This window comes from Variovorax sp. KBW07 (assembly GCF_003852515.1).
GTDB lineage: Bacteria > Pseudomonadota > Gammaproteobacteria > Burkholderiales > Burkholderiaceae_C > Variovorax.
The window spans coordinates 1-18,825 of the sequence record NZ_QAJK01000026.1; the positions used below are offsets into that span (position 1 = coordinate 1).

General features: G+C 66.6%; 18 protein-coding genes. 12 read left to right on the forward strand and 6 right to left on the reverse strand.

The features are described 5' to 3' along the window. The 4 genes from DBV14_RS05465 to DBV14_RS05480 form a co-directional block, all read right to left on the reverse strand. A partial coding sequence (locus DBV14_RS05465; protein ID WP_124458176.1) for a YDG domain-containing protein occupies nucleotides 1–3,842 on the reverse strand: 3,842 nt, incomplete at its 3' end. Then, nucleotides 3,784–5,595 (reverse strand): ShlB/FhaC/HecB family hemolysin secretion/activation protein, encoded by a 1,812-nt coding sequence (locus tag DBV14_RS05470; protein WP_124458177.1) that lies wholly within the window; start codon nucleotides 5,593–5,595, stop codon nucleotides 3,784–3,786. The genes DBV14_RS05470 and DBV14_RS05465, both read right to left, overlap by 59 nt. Nucleotides 5,596–5,684: 89 nt before the next feature. After that, entirely contained in the window at nucleotides 5,685–6,266 is a 582-nt protein-coding gene (locus DBV14_RS05475) for an acyl-homoserine-lactone synthase (protein ID WP_185545929.1), read from the reverse strand. A gap of 78 nt (nucleotides 6,267–6,344) precedes the next feature. After that, nucleotides 6,345–6,740, reverse strand: a complete 396-nt coding sequence (locus tag DBV14_RS05480; protein ID WP_185545930.1) for a DUF4902 domain-containing protein — start codon at nucleotides 6,738–6,740, stop codon at nucleotides 6,345–6,347. A 286-nt stretch (nucleotides 6,741–7,026) separates the two neighbouring features. On the opposite strand from DBV14_RS05480, the gene DBV14_RS05485 reads away from it, so the two are divergent. Beyond that, nucleotides 7,027–7,830: an autoinducer binding domain-containing protein gene (locus DBV14_RS05485; RefSeq protein ID WP_260396825.1), complete on the forward strand. Its 804-nt coding sequence runs from the start codon at nucleotides 7,027–7,029 to the stop codon at nucleotides 7,828–7,830. Between the two features lie 11 nt (nucleotides 7,831–7,841). Here the strand turns inward: DBV14_RS05485 and DBV14_RS05490 are convergent, their stop codons facing one another. After that, nucleotides 7,842–8,285 (reverse strand): universal stress protein, encoded by a 444-nt coding sequence (locus DBV14_RS05490; RefSeq protein WP_124458180.1) that lies wholly within the window; start codon nucleotides 8,283–8,285, stop codon nucleotides 7,842–7,844. A 106-nt stretch (nucleotides 8,286–8,391) separates the two neighbouring features. Between DBV14_RS05490 and DBV14_RS05495 the strand changes: the two genes are divergently transcribed. The 11 genes from DBV14_RS05495 (at nucleotide 8,392) to DBV14_RS05545 (ending at nucleotide 18,282) form a co-directional block, all read left to right on the forward strand. Further along, nucleotides 8,392–10,737, forward strand: coding sequence for a cation-translocating P-type ATPase (locus tag DBV14_RS05495; RefSeq protein WP_124458181.1), 2,346 nt, complete (start codon nucleotides 8,392–8,394; stop codon nucleotides 10,735–10,737). Then, nucleotides 10,737–10,874: a cbb3-type cytochrome oxidase assembly protein CcoS gene (ccoS, locus tag DBV14_RS05500; RefSeq protein ID WP_124458182.1), complete on the forward strand. Its 138-nt coding sequence runs from the start codon at nucleotides 10,737–10,739 to the stop codon at nucleotides 10,872–10,874. The genes DBV14_RS05495 and ccoS overlap by 1 nt, the downstream gene beginning before the upstream one ends. 65 nt (nucleotides 10,875–10,939) lie before the next feature. Further along, a complete protein-coding gene (gene ccoN, locus DBV14_RS05505) occupies nucleotides 10,940–12,379 on the forward strand; it encodes a cytochrome-c oxidase, cbb3-type subunit I (protein WP_124458183.1) in 1,440 nt (479 codons plus the stop codon). 10 nt (nucleotides 12,380–12,389) lie between these two features. Beyond that, on the forward strand, nucleotides 12,390–13,025 hold the full coding sequence (gene ccoO / locus DBV14_RS05510) for a cytochrome-c oxidase, cbb3-type subunit II (protein ID WP_124458184.1): 636 nt from the start codon (nucleotides 12,390–12,392) through the stop codon (nucleotides 13,023–13,025). A gap of 27 nt (nucleotides 13,026–13,052) precedes the next feature. Beyond that, a complete protein-coding gene (locus DBV14_RS05515) occupies nucleotides 13,053–13,193 on the forward strand; it encodes a cbb3-type cytochrome c oxidase subunit 3 (RefSeq protein ID WP_124458185.1) in 141 nt (46 codons plus the stop codon). Between the two features lie 13 nt (nucleotides 13,194–13,206). Next, nucleotides 13,207–14,121 (forward strand): cytochrome-c oxidase, cbb3-type subunit III, encoded by a 915-nt coding sequence (gene ccoP, locus DBV14_RS05520; RefSeq protein WP_124458186.1) that lies wholly within the window; start codon nucleotides 13,207–13,209, stop codon nucleotides 14,119–14,121. A gap of 12 nt (nucleotides 14,122–14,133) precedes the next feature. Further along, complete coding sequence (ccoG, locus tag DBV14_RS05525) at nucleotides 14,134–15,552, forward strand: cytochrome c oxidase accessory protein CcoG (protein WP_124458187.1); 1,419 nt, start codon at nucleotides 14,134–14,136, stop codon at nucleotides 15,550–15,552. 9 nt (nucleotides 15,553–15,561) lie between these two features. Beyond that, a complete protein-coding gene (locus tag DBV14_RS05530; protein ID WP_124458188.1) occupies nucleotides 15,562–15,849 on the forward strand; it encodes a FixH family protein in 288 nt (95 codons plus the stop codon). Between the two features lie 77 nt (nucleotides 15,850–15,926). After that, a complete protein-coding gene (locus DBV14_RS05535; protein WP_260396826.1) occupies nucleotides 15,927–16,151 on the forward strand; it encodes a hypothetical protein in 225 nt (74 codons plus the stop codon). 11 nt (nucleotides 16,152–16,162) lie between these two features. Further along, nucleotides 16,163–17,578, forward strand: a complete 1,416-nt coding sequence (hemN, locus tag DBV14_RS05540; RefSeq protein WP_124458189.1) for an oxygen-independent coproporphyrinogen III oxidase — start codon at nucleotides 16,163–16,165, stop codon at nucleotides 17,576–17,578. 2 nt (nucleotides 17,579–17,580) lie between these two features. Continuing rightward, nucleotides 17,581–18,282 (forward strand): sulfite exporter TauE/SafE family protein, encoded by a 702-nt coding sequence (locus DBV14_RS05545; RefSeq protein WP_124458190.1) that lies wholly within the window; start codon nucleotides 17,581–17,583, stop codon nucleotides 18,280–18,282. Nucleotides 18,283–18,301: 19 nt separating this feature from the next. Here the strand turns inward: DBV14_RS05545 and DBV14_RS05550 are convergent, their stop codons facing one another. After that, nucleotides 18,302–18,805: an ornithine carbamoyltransferase gene (locus DBV14_RS05550; protein WP_124458191.1), complete on the reverse strand. Its 504-nt coding sequence runs from the start codon at nucleotides 18,803–18,805 to the stop codon at nucleotides 18,302–18,304. Between the last annotated feature and the right edge of the window lie 20 nt (nucleotides 18,806–18,825).

Sequence of the window (18,825 nt, forward strand, 5' to 3'; positions counted from 1 at the left end):
TCGATCGGAGCAGCCGGTGGCGGCGTCACTTGTGCAATCGGAGCGATGGGCGCAGGCACGACCGGCTCCGGCAAGACGATCGGCGTGATGCTGCCCATGCCGACCCTGCCGCTCGGCTCGAAAAGATAGTTGCCCGCGCCATCTCCGGTCAATTGGAGGCCGCTGCCGGTGACGGCCTTGTCGTTGCCGACCTCCTTCGTGTCGAAGCTGCCGACGGTCCCTCGCACCGTCACCCTGTCGTCTTCCCCGGGGACAACGCCTGTCAGCTTCAGTCCGCTCAACACGGCCGACGTGTCGCCGTCGTAGACCTTGGGCGCGACGATGCCCGTCGCGGTGAGCATCTTGGGCGCAATGGTTGCCGTGGCCGTCGTCCGGGTGTCGGGAACAACTTCGTAGTTCGATGCCGATGGCCCGAAAAGCTGGATGTCGGTCACGTCCACGCGCTTCGACCGGCCCGCGTCCTTGGTGTCGAAAGTACCGGTGCCGGTGCCCGTCAGGACATCGCCCTTGATGACGTTGAGGAACGACACGCCGGTCACCGTCGCCGATCGGTTGCCGTCGTAGACCTTGTCTTCGGCGGTTGCGGAGTCGTGGGGGTCCAGCGTGAGTTTTCGCTTGTCGATGATGCCGATGTTGGCGCTGGCGCTGCTGTTCCACTGGTAGCCGTACACCTTCACCGCGCCTTTGGTGGCCGAGTCGAGTTCGATGTCCGTGACGGTGACCTGCTTTTTCGTTCCGGCGTCCCACGTGTCGTAGGTTGCGGTGCTCGCCGGGCCGCGCTTGAAGACCATCGCATCGCCGTCGATGGCGCCGCTGTACGCCAGGTTCGCATCGGTGACAGACGCGGTGGTTGTGCGGTCGTATTCCTTTCGCACTTCGCCGATCAACGCAATATCGATCGTCGGTGCGATGCTGTAGAGAAATCCGTTGCCGGTTCCCTGTACCTGGTCGGTGGCGGCTCCACCGGGGTAGGTGGCGTTGTACTGCTTGAATTCGTTGACCAGACCGCCTTGCTGGCTGGTGTCGGGAGCGGCGGAGTACACCAGCCAGCGGCCGTGGGGTGCTACGAGCGCCTGTGCGCTCGGGTTCTTGTTGACGAACTTCTGGCCCGCCGCCAGGACGATGGCATCGCCCGTGCCCGAGGCAACCACCGTCGCTTTCGGTGCCAGCGTCACGTCGTGCCCGGCCTGCACGACGACGCGCCCGGTCGCGGCGGAGTTGGTCAGCGTGCCCTGTATGTCGACGCTGCCCAGCCCACTCAACAGCTTGAAGGTGTCGCTGACCTGCGCGGTAATGCCGGTCGCCGGAACCGTGATGGTTCCGGTGCCGTCCGCGCGTCCTATCGTCAGGCTCTTGACACCGCTGAGCCTGTCGAAGGTTTCGGCGCGGGCGATGCCGGCGCCGGCGCTGCCGAGGGCGACAGGGCTGGCGGGATCGCTCGGCTCCAGGCTGATGCTCGCCGTCGAAACGTTCGTCAGCGTCGCGCGCGAGAAGTCGATGTCCGTGGCGCGAAGGGTGACCGGGCGGTCTTGCGTATCGAACGTGACGCTGCTGGTGAAGTGGATGGGGCTGTCCGTGTAGATGGAAGCGCCCCCCTTCAAGGTCAGCGGGGTAGAGAAGTCGACGTCGCCGCTCAAGACCAGCTTTCCGCCAAGTATCTTTTCGCCTGTCGATCGGCCCAGCGCCTTGGTCGCGGGGTCCCCTGGGATTGCATCGCCAAAATAGAGTCGACCGGCCCCGAGCGTGATGTCGCCCATCAACTCCGCCTTGGCTAGCGCATCGTGGCCCCCGAAGGACACATAGAGGTTGCCGCCCTGGGTCGTCACCGGCGTGGTCAGCTTGAAATCCCCGATGCCTCCCAGATCCGAATCCGCCGAGAGACGTATGTAGCCGCCATTCGTGGTGAGGGCCCCGGCGATGGTCAGGCCGTCCGCGCCAAGAAGCGTGATGGAGCCGGGGGCCGGCGTTCCGTTGCCAATTTGCTTGATGTCATGGCCCGGCAGATCTGCAGGACTCGGGTTGCTTCCACGCCCCTTCGCCGTGAGCTTGAAAACGTTCTCGATGCGACCGGTGTTGGCCAGCCCGGCCTGAAGGTAAATGCTGCCCGTGCCTGAAACAACGAGTTCGTTGTCCTTGTTCAGGAAAGTCATTTTTCGAGGGTCGATGAGGTTGTTTCCTTCCACCTCCGCCCGGAAGCTCACGCCGTCTTGCAAGGTGATGACGCCGTCACCGCCGTTGTCGGTCAGGTCCTCGAACGTGATGGCTTTCGATGCTTGCAGAAGAATGTTGGCGCTCTGCGCCTCCAGTGTCTTCTCATAGACAGTGGCATCTACCGTGGCGGCGGCGGCCCCCTGCCAGGCACCGTCCGTGCCTTCTCCACCCTTGATCGTGATGGTTTTCGGATCGAGCAGCAGATTGCCCGTGACACCCTTGCTCGCACGGGCATCGGTCACGCCGTCATAGAAGAGATCTTGCGCCCCCGACACTTCCGCCTTGCCCCCGTTGCCGCCGGTCGTGCCGCCGCGCACGGCGATCTGGCCCGTGAAGCGGGTGGTGCCGTCGCTCCAGAACACGACGGTTCCACCGTCGCCTTCGCCGGTCGCGTTGGCCCGTGCCACGACGCTCCTGTCGGCCGACACGGTCGTGGCATTGGCGATGGAGGTATCTTTTCCTTGCCAGCCACCGCCGACGCTGATGGTGCCGCCACCCGTGGCACCGCTTGCATCGAGCACGGCGCCGCCGTCGAGCGTGATGAACCTGCCCCCGACCACGATGCTGCCGCCTCGGCCGTCGGCGGAGCTGGCGTCCAGCGTGCCGGACACGTGCGTGCTGCCGCCCGTCGCGTCGCCGTCCAGCAGGATGCGGCCATTGCGCGAGACCAGGCCGCGGGCTTCGATCTGCCCGGTGTTGTTGACCACGCCGCCCAGCACCGAATCGACGCCGCGGGCACTCAGCGTGACCGATCCGCCAGTGGCACTGATATGCCCGCTGTTTTCCGCCGCGGCTTCGACCAGGCCGCGTTCCACGCTGACGCCGACCAGGCCATCGCCGGTGAAGTCGAGCCTGACGGCATCGCCGGCTGCCAGCGCGGTGCTGCCGCCGGGCGTCGAAATGCTGCCCGTGTTGCTGACGTGCGGGGCGATGAGCGCCACCACGCCACCCGTGCCCGTCTGGATGCTGCCGTTGTTGATGACCTGGCCGGCTCCGCTGCCGCCCGTGAACTTGCCGCGACCGGCGAGAAAATCGGTATCGGACACCTGCAGCGACGACGCCACCAGCCCGCCGACATTGACCTGCGCGCTCTTGCCGAACACCACGCCGCTGGGGTTGATGAGCCACACATTGCCGTTGGCGCTCAGCTTTCCGTCGATGGCGCTGGCCGGGCCCCCGCCGGTCACACGGTTCAGCGCGACGCTGTCGGCGCCCGGTTGATTGAACCGGACCTCGGCGTTGGCACCGATGTTGAAGGCCGCCCAGTTGGCGACCATGCGCTGCGAGGTCTGGGTGATCGTCATCTGGCGACCGCTTTGCACGATGGTGCCCTGGCCCGCCGCAATGCTGCCGCCTGTCGGCAGCGTTTGCGCGAGGGCGCTCGCGCTCATCATCAGTGCCACGGCCAGCACGCCGGTGCGGCGCTTTCCGCGGCCCGATGCATGCTCCGCAACGGCCACGTAGGTGCCGGATGCCTCGCTCCAGACGAGCCGGTAGATGTGATTCATGGATGCGCGTTTCATGATGAAACTCCTTGAAGACCAAATGGGAGGTATCGAGAGAAGAAGGGGATCAGAAGGCGTACATGGCTTGCACCCAGCCGCGCCACTTGCTGCTTCGGCCGTCTGCATCGAGACCGTTCGGGCCTCGACCGGGGTTGCTGCCCAAGGTGCGTGCAAGCGCGGTGCGCAGCGTCCAGCGGTCGAGCGACAGGTTCAGGCCCACGCCGGCGCTGGCCAGGTGCACGTTGTTCGTGTCTCCTGCATTCGAGATGGCGTGGGGCCAGGCGCGCTTGTGCAAACGAACCTGTCCCGCGTCGACGAAGGCCAGCGCCTGCAGCTTCGACTGCATGCCGTCGCCGCCCAGGGTGAAGTTGCGCCGCAGCTCGAGCGTGCCCAGCACCCCTTCGTCGCCCGAAGCCTCGCCGACCGGATAGGCGCGCACGCCGGACGCACCGCCCAGGATGAACTTCTCGGACGAGTCCAGGTTGCCGCTGGCGAGTTGACCGATGACCCCGGCAAAGAGCGTCCATTCGGAGCCCGGCGCACCGCCCAGGTTCTGCAGCCGATTTGCCCCGACGAAGAGCTTTCGGAAGCTGCCGTTGGTGCGCGCCGTGCGGCTGTCGACGAACTTGTCGTCCGCATTGCCCGACAGGTCGGCTCGCCCCGCCGTCATCGCCACGTTGCCCTGGAAGGTGCCGCCGCCGCCCCACGGGTCGATGCGGCTGCCCGCCAGCAGGAAGCTGAGGCTGTCGAGCTTGCGCGAGCGCAGCGTCTCGCCCAGTGCACGGTCTGTGAGCTTGCGGCGCTCGTAGGTCAGCGATGCGTAGAGGTTGCGCTCGCGCGTTCGCACCAATGGATAGCTCGCACCGAGCTGGAATGCGGTGGCATCGCCTCGCAGGTCGAGCGAACGGAACGCCTCCTGGTCGATGCGGTAGCGCAGGTACGAAGCACCCGCGTTCAATCGCAGGCCGGACGCGTTCAGCGGCAGGCTGTAGTTGAGGTTGGCCGCCGTGCTGCCCGTGGACTGCACAAGGCCCACCGCGACCGAGTCGCCCAGCCGCGACGGACTGTTCACCTGGAGCTGCGCGCCCAGGCGAAACGATCCGGTGCTGCGGTTGCCGAAGTTGTCGGACCAGGCCCGGCCTTCGAGCATCGGGGTGTCGTTCGCGTCCACCACCAGGCGGCTCGTGCCTCGTTCGCTGCCGCGCTCCAGTGTCGAGCGCGCCGCCAGACCGGAGAGATCGTTCAGGAGCAGCATCGCGCGCTCGAGGTCTTCGACGCTGACCGCCTGTCCGACGGGCAACGCCGAATCCGCGATCGCGTAGAGCCGGCTGGCGTCGATGCGCGTCGTTCCCCGGATCTCGATGCGCTGCGCATCGGATTGCAACCGGCCCTCGGAGACGGCTATTTCCAGGTCGCCGTCCGTCAGGTCCTGCTGCGGCAGATAGGCGCGCGCCAGCATGTAGCCACGGCTGCGCAACAGGCGCGTTGCGGCATCGACGGTGCGCTGCAACTCGGCATGGTTGACCGTGCGCCCGATCAACGGGGTCGTCAGCGATGCCAGGTCGCTCGACTCGGCCAGTGCGGTCGCGCCAGTGAAGCGGACCGAGCGCACCCGGACTGCCAGGCCGATGGCGGGCGTGTTGTTGCCCGAGCCTTCGGGCACCACCACGGCGGGCGGCGGACTGTGCAGGGGCGGCGCGGCCGGCAGCGTGCGCTGCTGTTCGTTGAGCAGCTGCCCGGCGTTCGGCAGGGCTTGCGCGGCAGACTCTCCGGCGCCCAGAAGCAGCATCGCGAAGATCGCGAAGAGAACTCCGCTGTGTGCATCTCGCGGCTGTCCCGGCGGCGTGTCGAAATTGGCGGTATCTGAAGGCGATGTCATGACGACCGTCCCTGGTTGTTGTGTCGAGATATGGAGAGAGAAAAGAGAGCGCGGGGCCGGCCGCTCGCGCAGCGGCACCGGGCGCCGAGCTAGGACAGCGTGGGGAGAAGCGTCCTCGGGCCGACCTCGATCCAGCAGGCAAAGATCGGCTTGCCATCGATGATCTGAGGGGGGGCGGCGCGCCGGGCCTGGAAGCCCCTGCGACGAAGCAGGCGCTCTATGCCGAGCGGCGAAACGGTAATGAGCCGCTGCACACCGTGGCTCGCGGCTTCGGCCATGACCGCGTCGAGCAGGTCGTCGACGATGGTGGAGCTGAACTGCGAAAGTGCATTGCCGGTCGCGGCAAAGAAATCGGTCGCCGCAAAGCGGGAGAGCTCCCACACCAGCGGATCGCAAGGCGGTGCGGCCCCGCCCATCAATTGCGGAAAGACCTCCCCGAGCAGATAAGGCCGGTCCGTTGGAAGAAGGCGCGCGGAGCCCACGACATCACTCGACGCATTTCTCGCAATAACGTACAGGGTATCTGCATGATCGAATTGATCTAGCTCTACGCCGTGCTCGCATGCCAGGTTCCACCCCAATTTTTCAATGAAAACTCTGTGGCGATACCTGCCTAGCGCATTCATGATGCCAGGCTCTAGCGCATTGAGTCGGCCGATAATGAAATCCATGAAATCTACTCCCCGATGAATATATCGGGGCGATTTCACCTCGCAAAGAAGGTCGGCGTAACTACTAAATTTAGTGGTTTATTCGGGGTTCCGGCTTATTAACGCATTGCGCGTTTTTTCGTGCCAGGAGAGTGCGTCCACGGCATTGGCCAACAGATGAAGCGTGGGCAGCCAGCCGAACTCGCGCTGCATTTCGTCGGTCAGCATGGCATTGCTGCGCGGAAGGCCAAACCGCCTCCAGACCACGATGCCCTGGTCCGACGCCAGCACCCAGTCCCATCCTATCGAAAGACCGGGCTCGGTGTCGCAAACCCACTCGGTGTAGCCGGAGATCGTGGTCGGCCCGCCGCACCGTGGCGCCGCGCCGCATTGCTCGTCTTCGTCGACGCCGGAAACCAGGTGGCGAAGCTGCAGCCGGGTGAACCTGAGCAATGGAATGCGAAGGAATCCATCGTTGGAAATACTTGTTGTCATTGATAAACGATTCATATATTTGTCACTTGTATTTGACGGATGCCTCCGCAAAAAGATGACGTTTTTCGTGAGTTAATCTGTCTTTTTAATGCGATCCTGCATCACCACGAAAAGTAATTGATGCAGCGGCAGCAAGACGTGGCAACCCTCTTGTAGCATTCGTTACCTGCATAGTTCAACTTCCTAACCGCACTTCAACAAAGGGGAATTCAATTGAAATAAGTTGAAAGTATTCAATAGCATTTTTTGAAATGAAGTCGGGATCCAGCGGCCAAGTCAATTTCCATTGGAAATAGCTGCCGTATTGACGCTCGGTTCAACTGGGAGAAGAGGGCGGGGCGTTTTCAATTCGAACCACTCCCGAGAAGGCCTCATCATGAATGCGTGGATTGAAGAGCTTTCAACAGGCTTGCTGCGATCGCCCGACGCGGACGCGGCCTTTGCGTTGGTGCTGAGCACCGCAAGGAAGTTGGGATTCGACTACTGCGCATATGGATTGCGCCTGCCATTGCCGGTGTCGAAACCGCGCGTCTTTCTTTTGAACAACTATCCGCCCGAATGGGTCAGGCAATACGAAGAGGCGGGCTACCTGGCGATCGATCCGACGGTCCTGCATGGCCGAAGAACACAGGCGCCCATCGTCTGGACCGATTCCCTGTTCGCCAATGCCCGGGAGATGTGGGATGCGGCCCGTTCGTTCGGCCTGACCGTCGGCTGGGCGCAGTCGAGCTTCGATGCCAATGGCGTGGTGGGCATGCTCACGCTGGCCCGGTCAGGCCAGGCCATGACCGAGAGCGAACTGCGGGACGGCGAGCCGAACATGCGCTACCTGGTCAGCGCCTCGCACTACGCGCTGTCGCGGGCCTTGTCGTCGGACATGCAAAAAGGCCCCGCCGTTCTGCTGACGGCACGCGAGACTGAAATTCTCAAATGGCTGGCGGACGGCATGACCTCCAAGGAGGTCTCGGACCTGCTCCACATCTCGTTCGACACCGTGAATTTCCACGTGAAGAACGCCATCACCAAGCTGGGCGCGGCGAACAAGACCGGCGCGGTCGCTCGCGCCATCCTGCTGGGGCTGCTGGGGTAGCCGCAGCGCGCCTAACGAAGCACGAGCACGGGCAGCGCCGAGTGCGCCAGCACGTGCTGCGTCTCGCTGCCGAGCAGCAGCCGCTTGATGCCCTTGCGGCCGTGCGATGCCATCACGATCAGGTCGCTCTTGTGCTTTTTCGCCGCGGCAATGATCGCCTCCGCCACCAGGTCCGAATTGACCGTCGCCGTCTTGACCCGCACGCCGCTTGCCTTGGCGCGCGCGCTCACGGCGTCGAGCATCTCTCGCGCTTTTTCGGCCCATTGCGCTTCGATGCGGCCGATGTCTTCCGCAGAGAAAGTCATGGCGCCCTCGAAGTAGCTGCGGGGGTAGCGCGGCACCACGTTCAGCGCCACCAGGTCGGCATCGTTCTGTGCGGCAAGGGCGATGGCGCTGGCCACGGCCTTCTTCGACAGCGTGGAACCGTCGGTGGCGACAAGGATGCGTTTGAACATGGCAGTTCTCCAGAAGAATCGGTGCCGCAAGCTTCGGCTAGGCCACGGTCGCAGGCCTTGATGCAGATCAAGGTGCGCGGCGGGGGCCGCGCTTAGCCTCGCCACGATGCAAGCCGCGCTCGCTCCGTCATCACCATCTTCCCCGCTCTTTCCGCATCCATCGTCCGCACCGGCTTCGGCCGATCCCTGGCAGGTGCTCGACGATCCGGCCGAATGGCCGGCGTTCGGCCAAGTGGAAGAGGGCGATGCGGCCACGGGACGGTGGGCGTCGCAGGTCGCGGTCGAGGGCATGCATTGCGCTGCCTGCTCCGTCACGCTCGAGGCTGCGTTGCTGAAGGTGCCCGGCGTACTCGACGCGCAGGTCAATGCCGCCAGCCGGCGGGCACGCGTGGTGTGGTCGGCCGCGGCCACCCGGCCGTCGCGCTGGTTCGCGGCTTCGGCGGCGGCCGGTTATCCGCTGCTTCCCGCTGGCAGCCATGAAGCCGGCGCGCAGCGTTCGCGCGAACTGCGCATGGCGCTGTGGCGCTGGCTGGTGTCGGGCTTCTGCATGATGCAGGTGATGATGTACGCCTACCCGGCCTACATCGCGAGGCCGGGCGACATGACGGACGACGCGGCACAGCTGCTGCGCTGGGCCTCGTGGATGCTCACGCTGCCCGTCGTGCTGTTCTCGTGCGGTCCCTTCTTTCGCAGCGCCTGGCGCGACCTGCGCGCGGGCCGCGTCGGCATGGACCTGCCTGTCGCCTTCGGCGTGCTCGTGACCTTTGCCGTCAGCAGCGCCGCCACCTTCGACACCCATGGGCCGCTCGGCCACGAGGTCTACTTCGACTCGCTGACGATGTTCGTCTTCTTCCTGCTCACCGGCCGCTGGCTGGAGGCGCGCCTGCGCGACCGCACCGCCGGTTCGCTCGAAGCGCTGATGAACCGGCTGCCCGACAGCATCGACCGCCTCGACCGTTCCACGCAAGACGGCGGCTGGACCCGCGTGGCCGTGCGTCGGCTCGCCGTGGGCGACGTGGTGCGGGTGCGCCCCGGCGAGGCCTTTCCGGCCGATGGCGTGGTGATCGAAGGCGACACCAGTGCCGACGAAGCCCTGCTCACCGGCGAGTCCCGCCCCGTGCCGCGCCCTTGCGGCGACCGTGTGCTGGCCGGCAGTCACAACCTGTCGGCAATGGTGCAGGTGCGGATCGAATCGGTGGGCGAGGGCACGCGCTTCGCGCAGATCGTGCGGCTGATGGAAAGCGCCGCCTCGCGCAAGCCGCGGTTGGCACTGCTGGCGGACCGGGTGGCGCGGCCCTTCCTCGTCGCGGTGCTCGCATCGGCGGCGATGGCCGCGGTGTTCTGGTGGCCGACCGACCCGGGCAAGGCGCTGATGGTGGCGGTCGCGGTGCTGATCGTGACCTGCCCGTGCGCGCTCTCGCTTGCCACGCCGGCCGCCATGTTGGCCAGTGCAGGAGCACTGGCGCGCCGCGGCGTGCTGGCTTCCAACCTGCAGGCACTGGAGGCGCTGGCCTCGGTCGATACCGTGGTGTTCGACAAGACGGGCACGTTGACCGGCGACATTCCGCGCCTGGAGCGCATCTATTGCCGGCAGGGCTTGCGGCCCGGCGATGCGCTTGAAATGGCGGCGGCACTTGCCGCACATTCGCTGCATCCCGTGGCGCAGGCGCTGGTGAACGCGTGGAATGCGCAGTTCCGCTCGCCGCCCGCATGGACCGTGGAACAGGCTGCTGAAAAGGCGGGCTTCGGACTCGAAGGCCTGATGCGCCGGGCACGGGCGAGCGCCGAAGCAGGCGAGTACGTGCGCCTGGGCTCGTCGGCCTTCTGCAAGGTGGCGCCGCTGGAGGTCGATGCGGTGCAGGTGCACCTGGCCGACGCGCGGGGGTGGGTCGCCAGCTTCGTGCTGGCCGAAGAGCTTCGTGCCGACGCGGCCGATGCGGTGGCGGCGCTGCGCGCGCAAGGCCTCACGGTGCGGCTGCTCTCGGGCGACCGGGACAGCACCGCGAAGGAGGTTGCCGCGCGCGCCGGCATCGGCTTCGCGCAGGGCGGCTGCACGCCCGAAGACAAGCTCGACGTGCTCTGGCGGCTGCAGGCCGAGGGGCGGCGAATCGCGATGGTGGGCGACGGCCTGAATGACGGGCCTTCGCTGGCGCGCGCGAATGCTTCGTTCGCCTTCGGCCGCGCGGTGCCGCTGTCGCGCGCGCACGCCGATTTCGTCGTGCTGGGCGACAGGCTCGCCACCATTCCGGCGGCCATTGCGCAGGCCCGCAAGACGCTGCGGGTGGTGCGGCAGAACCTTTGCTGGGCCGCGGGCTACAACGCGCTGTGCGTGCCGCTCGCCGTCGTGGGCTGGCTGCCTGCGTGGCTTGCCGGGCTCGGCATGGCCGCGAGCTCGCTGGTGGTGGTCTTGAATGCGGCGCGGCTGGCGGCCGTGGGCCAGGCGCGGCACTGATGGACATTCTTTTCCTGCTCGTTCCGCTGTCGGTGGTGCTGGTGCTCGCGATCCTCGGCGGGCTCTGGTGGGCCATCGAGCGCGGCCAGTTCGAAGACGTCGAGGCCGAAGGCGACCGCATCCTGCGCGGCGATTGATTTGCATCAACCCCGGGGAGAAGGGCGCAACGGAAACTGCCCGAAATTCTTTCAAGGGCACGACGATGCAACAACCGAACCCTCCCGCCGCGGCCTACGACGACACCGTCGTGCGGCAGTTCGCTCTCATGTCCGTGGTCTGGGGTGTGGTCGGCATGCTGGTCGGCGTGGTCATCGCCTCGCAGCTGACGTGGCCCGAGCTCAACCTCGGCATTCCATGGCTCGGCTACGGGCGGCTCCGGCCGCTGCACACCAACGCGGTGATCTTCGCGTTCGGCGGCTGCGCGCTGATGGCCACGAGCTTCCACGTGGTGCAGCGCACCTGCCAGGTCCGCCTGTTCGCGCCCCGGCTCGCGACCTTCGTGTTCTGGGGCTGGCAGGCGGTGATCGTGGCGGCCGCCATCAGCCTGCCGATGGGCTACACCAGCGGCAAGGAATACGCCGAGCTCGAGTGGCCCATCGACATCCTCATCGCGGCGGTGTGGGTGGCCTACGCCATCGTGTTCTTCGGCACCATCGGCATGCGCCGCGTGCGCCACATCTACGTGGCGAACTGGTTCTTCGGCGCCTTCATCATCGCGGTGGCGCTGCTGCACATCGTCAACAGCGCCGCGATTCCCGCGGGCTGGATGAAGAGCTACTCGGCCTATGCCGGCGTGCAGGACGCGATGGTGCAGTGGTGGTACGGCCACAACGCGGTGGGCTTCTTCCTCACCGCGGGCTTCCTGGGAATGATGTACTACTACATCCCCAAGCAGGCTGGCCGGCCGGTGTATTCGTACCGCCTGTCCATCGTCCATTTCTGGGCGCTGATCTTCACCTACATGTGGGCCGGCCCGCACCACCTGCACTACACGGCGCTGCCCGACTGGACGCAGTCGCTGGGCATGGTGTTCTCGCTGATCCTGCTGGCGCCCAGCTGGGGCGGAATGATCAACGGCGTCATGACGCTCTCGGGCGCCTGGCACAAGCTGCGCACCGACCCGATTCTTCGCTTCCTGATCGTCGCGCTGTCGTTCTACGGCATGGCCACCTTCGAGGGCCCGATGATGTCCATCAAGACCGTCAACGCCCTGAGCCACTACACCGACTGGACCGTGGGCCACGTGCATGCCGGCGCGCTGGGCTGGGTGGGCTTCATCACCATGGGCTCGCTCTACTACCTGATCCCGCGCATGTACGGCCGCACCGAAATGCACAGCGTGAAGGCCATCGAAGTGCACTTCTGGGTGGCCACCGTCGGCATCGTTCTCTACATCGCGGCCATGTGGATCGCCGGCGTGATGCAGGGGCTGATGTGGCGCGCCGTCAACCCCGACGGCACGCTCACCTACACCTTCGTGGAGAGCGTGAAGGCCACCTTCCCGTTCTACGTGGTGCGCCTGATCGGCGGGGTGCTCTACCTGTCCGGGATGCTGGTGATGGCCTGGAACGTATGGATGACCGTTATCTCGGGCCACTCGGTGCGCGCCGAAATCCCGGGCCCCGCCATGGCCCACGCCTGAGGACCGAACGATGAATTCGAACAACAAGAACACCCCCTCCACCGGCTTCACCCACGAGAAGGTCGAGACCAACAACCTGTTGATGATCGTGCTGATCCTCGTGGTGGTGGCCATCGGCGGCCTTGTCGAGATCGTGCCGCTGTTCTTCCAGAAGTCGACCACCGAGGCGGTGCAGGGCGTCAAGCCGCTCACATCGCTTCAACTGGCCGGCCGCGACGTGTACCTGCGCGAGGGTTGCTACAACTGCCACTCGCAGATGATCCGCCCCTTTCGCTCTGAGACGCTGCGCTACGGCCACTACTCGGTGGCTGGCGAGTTCGTGTACGACCACCCGTTCCAGTGGGGCAGCAAGCGCACCGGCCCCGACCTGCACCGCGTGGGCGGCAAGTACAGCGACGAGTGGCACCGCATTCACCTGAACAATCCGCGCGACCTGGTGCCCGAGTCGAACATGCCGGCCTATTCATGGCTGGAGAAGACCCCGGTCGACGCCGCGGCCATGCCCGCCCACATGCGCGCGCTGCGCAGGGCCGGCGTGCCCTACACCGACGAAGAGATCGCCGGCGCCACCGAAGCGGTGAGCGGCAAGACAGAGATGGAGGCCACCGTGGCCTACCTGCAATCGCTGGGCCTGGCGCTCAAGTAGTCGGAGTCGGGCGGAGACACACACACCATGATCGACATCACCACCTTGCGCGTCGGCGCAACCGTTGCCTGCTTCATCGTTTTCATCGGCATCGTCGCCTGGGCCTGCTCGCGCCGCAACGCGAAAGATTTCCAGGAAGCGGCCCTGCTGCCGTTCGAGCAGGACTGAAGGAAGAACCACGATGAGCGACTTCATTCACCGTTTCTGGTCGGACTACGTGGCGATGCTTTCGCTGCTGAGTATCGTGGCCTGCGTGCTGCTGCTCTGGCTCACGGCGCGCAAGCGCGTGGCCTCGGACGCCGACAACACCACCGGCCACGTCTGGGACGAGGACCTGCGCGAAGCCAACAATCCGCTGCCCCTGTGGTGGGTCGGGCTGTTCGTGCTGACCATCGTCTTCGGGCTGGGCTACCTGGCCGTGTTTCCGGGGCTTGGCAGCTTCAAGGGCCAGTCGGGCTGGAGCTCGCGCGGCGAGTACGAGGCCGACGTGGCCAAGGCCACCCAAGCGCTGGCGCCCGTGTATGCGAAATACGAGGCCATGCCGGTCGAAGAAATCGCACGCGACCCGCAGGCCCGGGCCATCGGCGAGCGCCTCTTCATGAACAACTGCGCCCAGTGCCACGGCTCCGACGCCCGCGGCAGCAAGGGCTTTCCCAACCTGACCGACAAGGACTGGCTGCACGGCGGCACGCCCGAGAAAATCGTCGAGACCATCACCAAGGGCCGCATCGGCGTGATGCCGCCCATGGCCGCGGCGGTCGGCACGCCGGACGACGTGAAGAACGTGGCCAACTACGCGCTGAGCCTGGCGGGCGAGCCGCACGATTCGTTGCGCGCCGGCCTCGGCAAATCGAAGTTCACGGCCTGCGCGGCGTGCCACGGTATCGGCGGCGTCGGCAACCAGGCCCTGGGCGCGCCCAACCTCAGCGACAAGATCTGGCTGCACGGCTACGGCGAAGCCGCCATCGTGCAGATCATCAACAACGGCAAGCACAACGAGATGCCGGGGCAGGAGGGCCGCCTGACCGACGCGCAGATCCGCATGCTCGCGTCGTACGTCTGGGGCTTTTCCAACACGGCCGCGGCCACGCCGTGACGCCATGACGCCATGACCCGGAAGATCATTCCCATCGCCAGCGCGGGCAGCCCGCAGGCCGGCGCCGGCCTCTACGAAGCCACGAAGAAAATCTACCCGCGCACCGTGCGCGGCATGTTCGCCCGCTGGCGCTGGGCCATGGTGTTCCTGACGCAGCTGGTGTTCTACGGCCTGCCATGGGCGGAGTGGGGCGGGCGGCAGATGGTGCTGTTCGACCTGGCCGCGCGCCGCTTCTACATCTTCGGGCTGGTGCTGTACCCGCAAGACCTGATCTACCTGTCGGGCCTGCTGGTCGTCAGTGCGCTGGCGCTGTTTCTCTTCACCGCCGTGGCCGGACGGCTGTGGTGCGGCTTTGCCTGCCCGCAGACCGTGTACACAGAGATCTTCATGTGGGTCGAGCACAAGATAGAGGGCAACCGCACCGCGCGCATGCGGCTCGATGCCGAGCCGATGTCGCTCGAGAAACTGGTGAAGAAGTGGTTCAAGCACTTCGTCTGGATCGGCATTGCGATGTGGACCGGCTTCACCTTCGTGGGCTACTTCACGCCGGTGCGCGAGCTGGGCATGGCCTTTTTGCAGGCGCAGATGGGTTCGTGGGAAGTGTTCTGGGTTTTCTTCTACGGCTTTGCCACCTACGGCAATGCCGGCTTCATGCGCGAGCAGGTCTGCAAGTACATGTGCCCCTATGCACGCTTCCAGAGCGCCATGTTCGACCGCGACACGCTCATCGTCAGCTACGACCCGCAACGCGGCGAACCGCGCGCCCCGCGCCGCAAGGGCACGGACCCGCGCACGCTGGCACTGGGCGACTGCATCGATTGCGGCCTGTGCGTGCAGGTGTGCCCGACGGGCATCGACATCCGCAATGGCCTGCAGTACGAATGCATCGGCTGCGGCCTGTGCGTCGATGCCTGCGACACCGTCATGCGCAAGATGGCCTACCCGCCGCGGCTGATCCGCTACGACACGCAGAACGGCATGGAGGCCGGATGGTCGCGCCGGCAATTGCTGCGGCGCGTGCTGAGGCCGCGCGTGCTGGTCTACACGGCGCTCCTGGCGCTGCTGGTGGCGGGGCTGCTGGGCAGCCTGGTGGTGCGCACGCCGTTCAAGGTCGACGTGGTGCGCGACCGCGCCTCGCTGGCCCGCATTGCCGAGGGCGGACGGCTCGAGAACGTCTACCGCCTGCAGATCATGAACGCCACCGAAAAGCCGCAGCGCTACCGCATCTCGGCCGATGGGCTGGAGGGCCTGAGCGTCTCGCCCGACGAGCCCGTGACAGTCGACGCGGCCCAGTCGCGCTGGGTCGCGGTGCGGCTGCAGGTGCCCTACGGCGCGGTGCCCGCCGGTTCGCACACGGTGCATTTCGGCATCCGCGAAGAGGGCGGCGAGGCGCAGGTTTCGGAGAAAGCGGCCTTTCTTGTGCCGCGCTGAAAGGTGGAAATGAACGCATCGGCGACGAACGAACAACCGGCGGACGCCTGGTGGCGCCATCCGCTGCTCTGGATGGTGATCGGCGGGCCCGCCGCCGTGGTGGTCGCGAGCTTCGTGACCTTCTGGCTGGCCTGGCGCAGCCCCGATGCGCTGGTGTCGGAAGACTATTACCGCGAAGGCGTGGAGATCAACAAGACGCTGGCCGCAAAGAAGCTGCTGCCCGCGCTGGCCGGGCGCAACCATGCGGCCACGCCGGTGGACGACGTGCCGCTGCCGGCACGGAAGGCTGCACCATGAACGGCCCGGGCGGCACAAGCGGCACAAGCGGCACAAGCGCCACAAGCGCCACAAGCGGAACTCGCCAGATCGTCGGCGTGCTGTGGCCCTCGTTCCTGGTGGCCTGCGCCATGGAAATGCTGGTGTTCGCGCTGGTCGATCCGGTCAACGTGTACTGCGGCGCCGATGCGCTGGGCATGTCGCGGCAGGGCGCCTACACCACGGCCTTCTTCGTCTTCTGGCTGATGGCGGCGGCTTCGAGCGCGTGCACGGCATTGCTGGCCGCGCCATCCGATGCCGAACGCCGCAACGCCGTCTTGTGAGTACCCGCGTCATGAACCTTCCCGCTCTTGCTCCACAACCCACGCAAGCTGTACCAGCCACGCTCCCCATCGAACTGCTGCGCCAGTTCGACGTTCCCGGTCCGCGCTACACCTCCTACCCCACCGCCGACCGCTTCGTCGAAGCCTTCGGCGCAGACGACTACGCACAGGCACTGCAACGGCGCCGCGCGTCCGGTGCGCAGGCGCCGCCGCTGTCGCTCTACGTGCACATTCCGTTCTGCGAGTCGCTGTGCTACTACTGCGCCTGCAACAAGATCGTCACGCGGCACCGCGAACGGGGCCGGCAGTACCTGGCGTACCTCGCGCGCGAAGTAGAGCTGCAGGTCGCGCAACTGGGGCACAGCACCACCGTCGCCCAGTTGCACCTGGGCGGCGGCTCGCCCACTTTTCTCGACGACGCGGAACTGGGCGAGCTCATGGTGATGCTGTATCGCTCCTTCGCCTTCGTGCCCGGCGGCGAGCGTTCCATCGAAATCGATCCACGCACGGTCGATGCGCGGCGGCTCGCCAATCTGTTCGCGCTGGGCTTCAACCGCCTGAGTTTCGGCGTGCAGGACTTCGACCCCGCCGTGCAGCAGGCGGTGCACCGCATCCAGCCCGCGTCGCAGGTGTTCGCGCTGATGGCGTCGGCCCGCGCGCTCGGTTTCGAGTCGATCAATGTCGACCTGATCTACGGGCTTCCGCGGCAGAACGACGCCTCTTTCGACCGCACGCTGTCGCAGATTCGCGACCTGCGGCCCGACCGCATCGCGCTCTACGCCTACGCGCACCTGCCCGAGCGCTTCAAGCCGCAGCGGCGCATCGCGGCCGACGAGCTGCCCGATGCGGCGGCGCGCGTGCGCATGCTCGCCGCCGCCATTGCGCAGCTCACCGAAGCGGGCTACGTGTACATCGGCATGGACCATTTCGCGCTGCCCGACGATCCGCTGGCGGTTGCCAAGAGGGAAGGGCGGCTGCACCGCGACTTCCAGGGCTACGGCGTGCGGCCCGAAGGCGACCTGCTCGCGCTCGGCGTGTCGGGCATCGGCCGCGTGGGCGACACCTACAGCCAGAACGCCAAGACGCTCGAAGACTATTGCGACCACCTCGACCAGGGGCGCCTGCCGGTGGTCCGGGGCCTTGCGCTGTCGCGCGACGACCTGCTGCGGCGCGCGGTGATCATGGCGCTGATGTGCCGGGGCCGCGTCGATTTCAACGCCATGGGCGAAGCCCACGCAGTCGATTTTCGGCGCTGCTTCACGACCGAATTCGCCGCGCTCGGGCCGTTGGTGGCGCAAGGCCTGGTGCGGCTGAGCGACCACGACCTGGCGGTGACCGAGCAGGGGTGGTTTCTGGTGCGCGCCGTGGCGATGGTTTTCGACCGCCATTGCCACGCGAACCGCGCGCGCTTTTCGAGGGTGGTCTGAGCATGCAGCTCGCGCTCGTCGGCGCCGCGCTGGTGATGGGCCTTGCCGGCGGGCCGCATTGCCTGGCGATGTGCGGTGCCACGTCGGCGGCAGTGATACGGATCGTGCCGCTTGCTCCGGCGGGGCACGGCGCCATGCGGACAGCAGCGGCGCCCGCGGCATTTCATCTCGGCCGCATCGCGAGCTATGCGGTGGCCGGCGCCATCGCCGCCGCGAGTGTCGACAGCCTGGCGCAGGCCAGCACGCACGTGGCGGCGCTGCGGCCGTTGTGGGTGCTGCTGCATGTCTTCGTGTTCGCCTGGGGCGCGATGCTGGCCGTGACGGGGCGGCAGCCGCTGTGGGCACAACGCATCGGCCGCAGCCTCGAAGCGCGTCTTCGTCCGCTCGCCGGTGGCTCCTGGCTGGGCGTGCTGGCCACCGGCATGCTGTGGGTCGCCTTGCCTTGCGGCCTTCTCTATTCGGCGCTGATGCTGGCCGGCCTGGGCAACGGGCCGTTGCAGGGCGCGGGGCTGATGGCGCTGTTTGCGCTCGGAAGCGGCCTCTCGTTGTTGCTGGGCCCCTGGCTCTGGCGGCGGCTTCGCGGGAGCGGCGGCGGTACGCGACAGGCATGGGGCGCGCGGCTGGCTGGCGCGCTGCTGGCGACCGTCGCGGCGCAGGCCCTGTGGTTCGATCTCGTTCGCCAGATCGACGCCTGGTGCCGCTGAGCCGGGCGGCGCCCGTGGTTCAGGCGATGGCTTCCAGCAGCAGGGCCTGCAGCACGAAGCGCCGGTTGTCGGCCAGCGGTGTCTTGTCTCCGAGCAGCTCCGCGAGCCGATCGGCCGGGTGGCCCGCCACGGCGGCACCGTCGAACACCGGAATGCCGGCGTGCTGGCCGATGCGCTGCACCAGCGCCGCGTCCAGCCCCTGGCACTCCACGGCTTCATAGAGACGGCCGAGCATGCGGGCGGTGTCCTGCACTTCCTGCGGTGCGCTCGCGGGCGACAGGCCCGAGCGCATAACCGCCACGTGCGCACCCAGTTCCCTGGCGGCGCGATGGAACAGCGCCTGGGCCTCGTCGGGTTGCGTTTCGCACAGCAGCCCCAGGTTTCGGCCGCGCAGCAGCCTGGGCACATTCCCGTCCAGGGCGGCACGCTGGAGCATCCGGGCGCGGCACAGCAGGTTCGTCACCTTGAGCGGCGAGAGCTGCGGCACGGCCTCGGGGGCACGGGTCTGGGGCGAATGGGGCATGGCAATGGTCGGTATATGAC

Excerpts from the sequence above, each read along its gene's own strand:
- DBV14_RS05470 (WP_124458177.1), bottom strand. The coding sequence starts at position 5,595 with ATGACATCGCCTTCAGATACCGCCAATTTCGACACGCCGCCGGGACAG.
- ccoP (WP_124458186.1), top strand. The coding sequence starts at position 13,207 with ATGAGCGACTTCATTCACCGTTTCTGGTCGGACTACGTGGCGATGCTT.
- DBV14_RS05490 (WP_124458180.1), bottom strand. The coding sequence starts at position 8,285 with ATGTTCAAACGCATCCTTGTCGCCACCGACGGTTCCACGCTGTCGAAG.
- ccoS (WP_124458182.1), top strand. The coding sequence starts at position 10,737 with ATGGACATTCTTTTCCTGCTCGTTCCGCTGTCGGTGGTGCTGGTGCTC.
- DBV14_RS05550 (WP_124458191.1), bottom strand. The coding sequence starts at position 18,805 with ATGCCCCATTCGCCCCAGACCCGTGCCCCCGAGGCCGTGCCGCAGCTC.
- ccoO (WP_124458184.1), top strand. The coding sequence starts at position 12,390 with ATGAATTCGAACAACAAGAACACCCCCTCCACCGGCTTCACCCACGAG.
- ccoN (WP_124458183.1), top strand. The coding sequence starts at position 10,940 with ATGCAACAACCGAACCCTCCCGCCGCGGCCTACGACGACACCGTCGTG.
- DBV14_RS05480 (WP_185545930.1), bottom strand. The coding sequence starts at position 6,740 with ATGACAACAAGTATTTCCAACGATGGATTCCTTCGCATTCCATTGCTC.
- ccoG (WP_124458187.1), top strand. The coding sequence starts at position 14,134 with ATGACCCGGAAGATCATTCCCATCGCCAGCGCGGGCAGCCCGCAGGCC.
- DBV14_RS05530 (WP_124458188.1), top strand. The coding sequence starts at position 15,562 with ATGAACGCATCGGCGACGAACGAACAACCGGCGGACGCCTGGTGGCGC.
- hemN (WP_124458189.1), top strand. The coding sequence starts at position 16,163 with ATGAACCTTCCCGCTCTTGCTCCACAACCCACGCAAGCTGTACCAGCC.
- DBV14_RS05475 (WP_185545929.1), bottom strand. The coding sequence starts at position 6,266 with ATGGATTTCATTATCGGCCGACTCAATGCGCTAGAGCCTGGCATCATG.
- DBV14_RS05495 (WP_124458181.1), top strand. The coding sequence starts at position 8,392 with ATGCAAGCCGCGCTCGCTCCGTCATCACCATCTTCCCCGCTCTTTCCG.
- DBV14_RS05545 (WP_124458190.1), top strand. The coding sequence starts at position 17,581 with ATGCAGCTCGCGCTCGTCGGCGCCGCGCTGGTGATGGGCCTTGCCGGC.
- DBV14_RS05515 (WP_124458185.1), top strand. The coding sequence starts at position 13,053 with ATGATCGACATCACCACCTTGCGCGTCGGCGCAACCGTTGCCTGCTTC.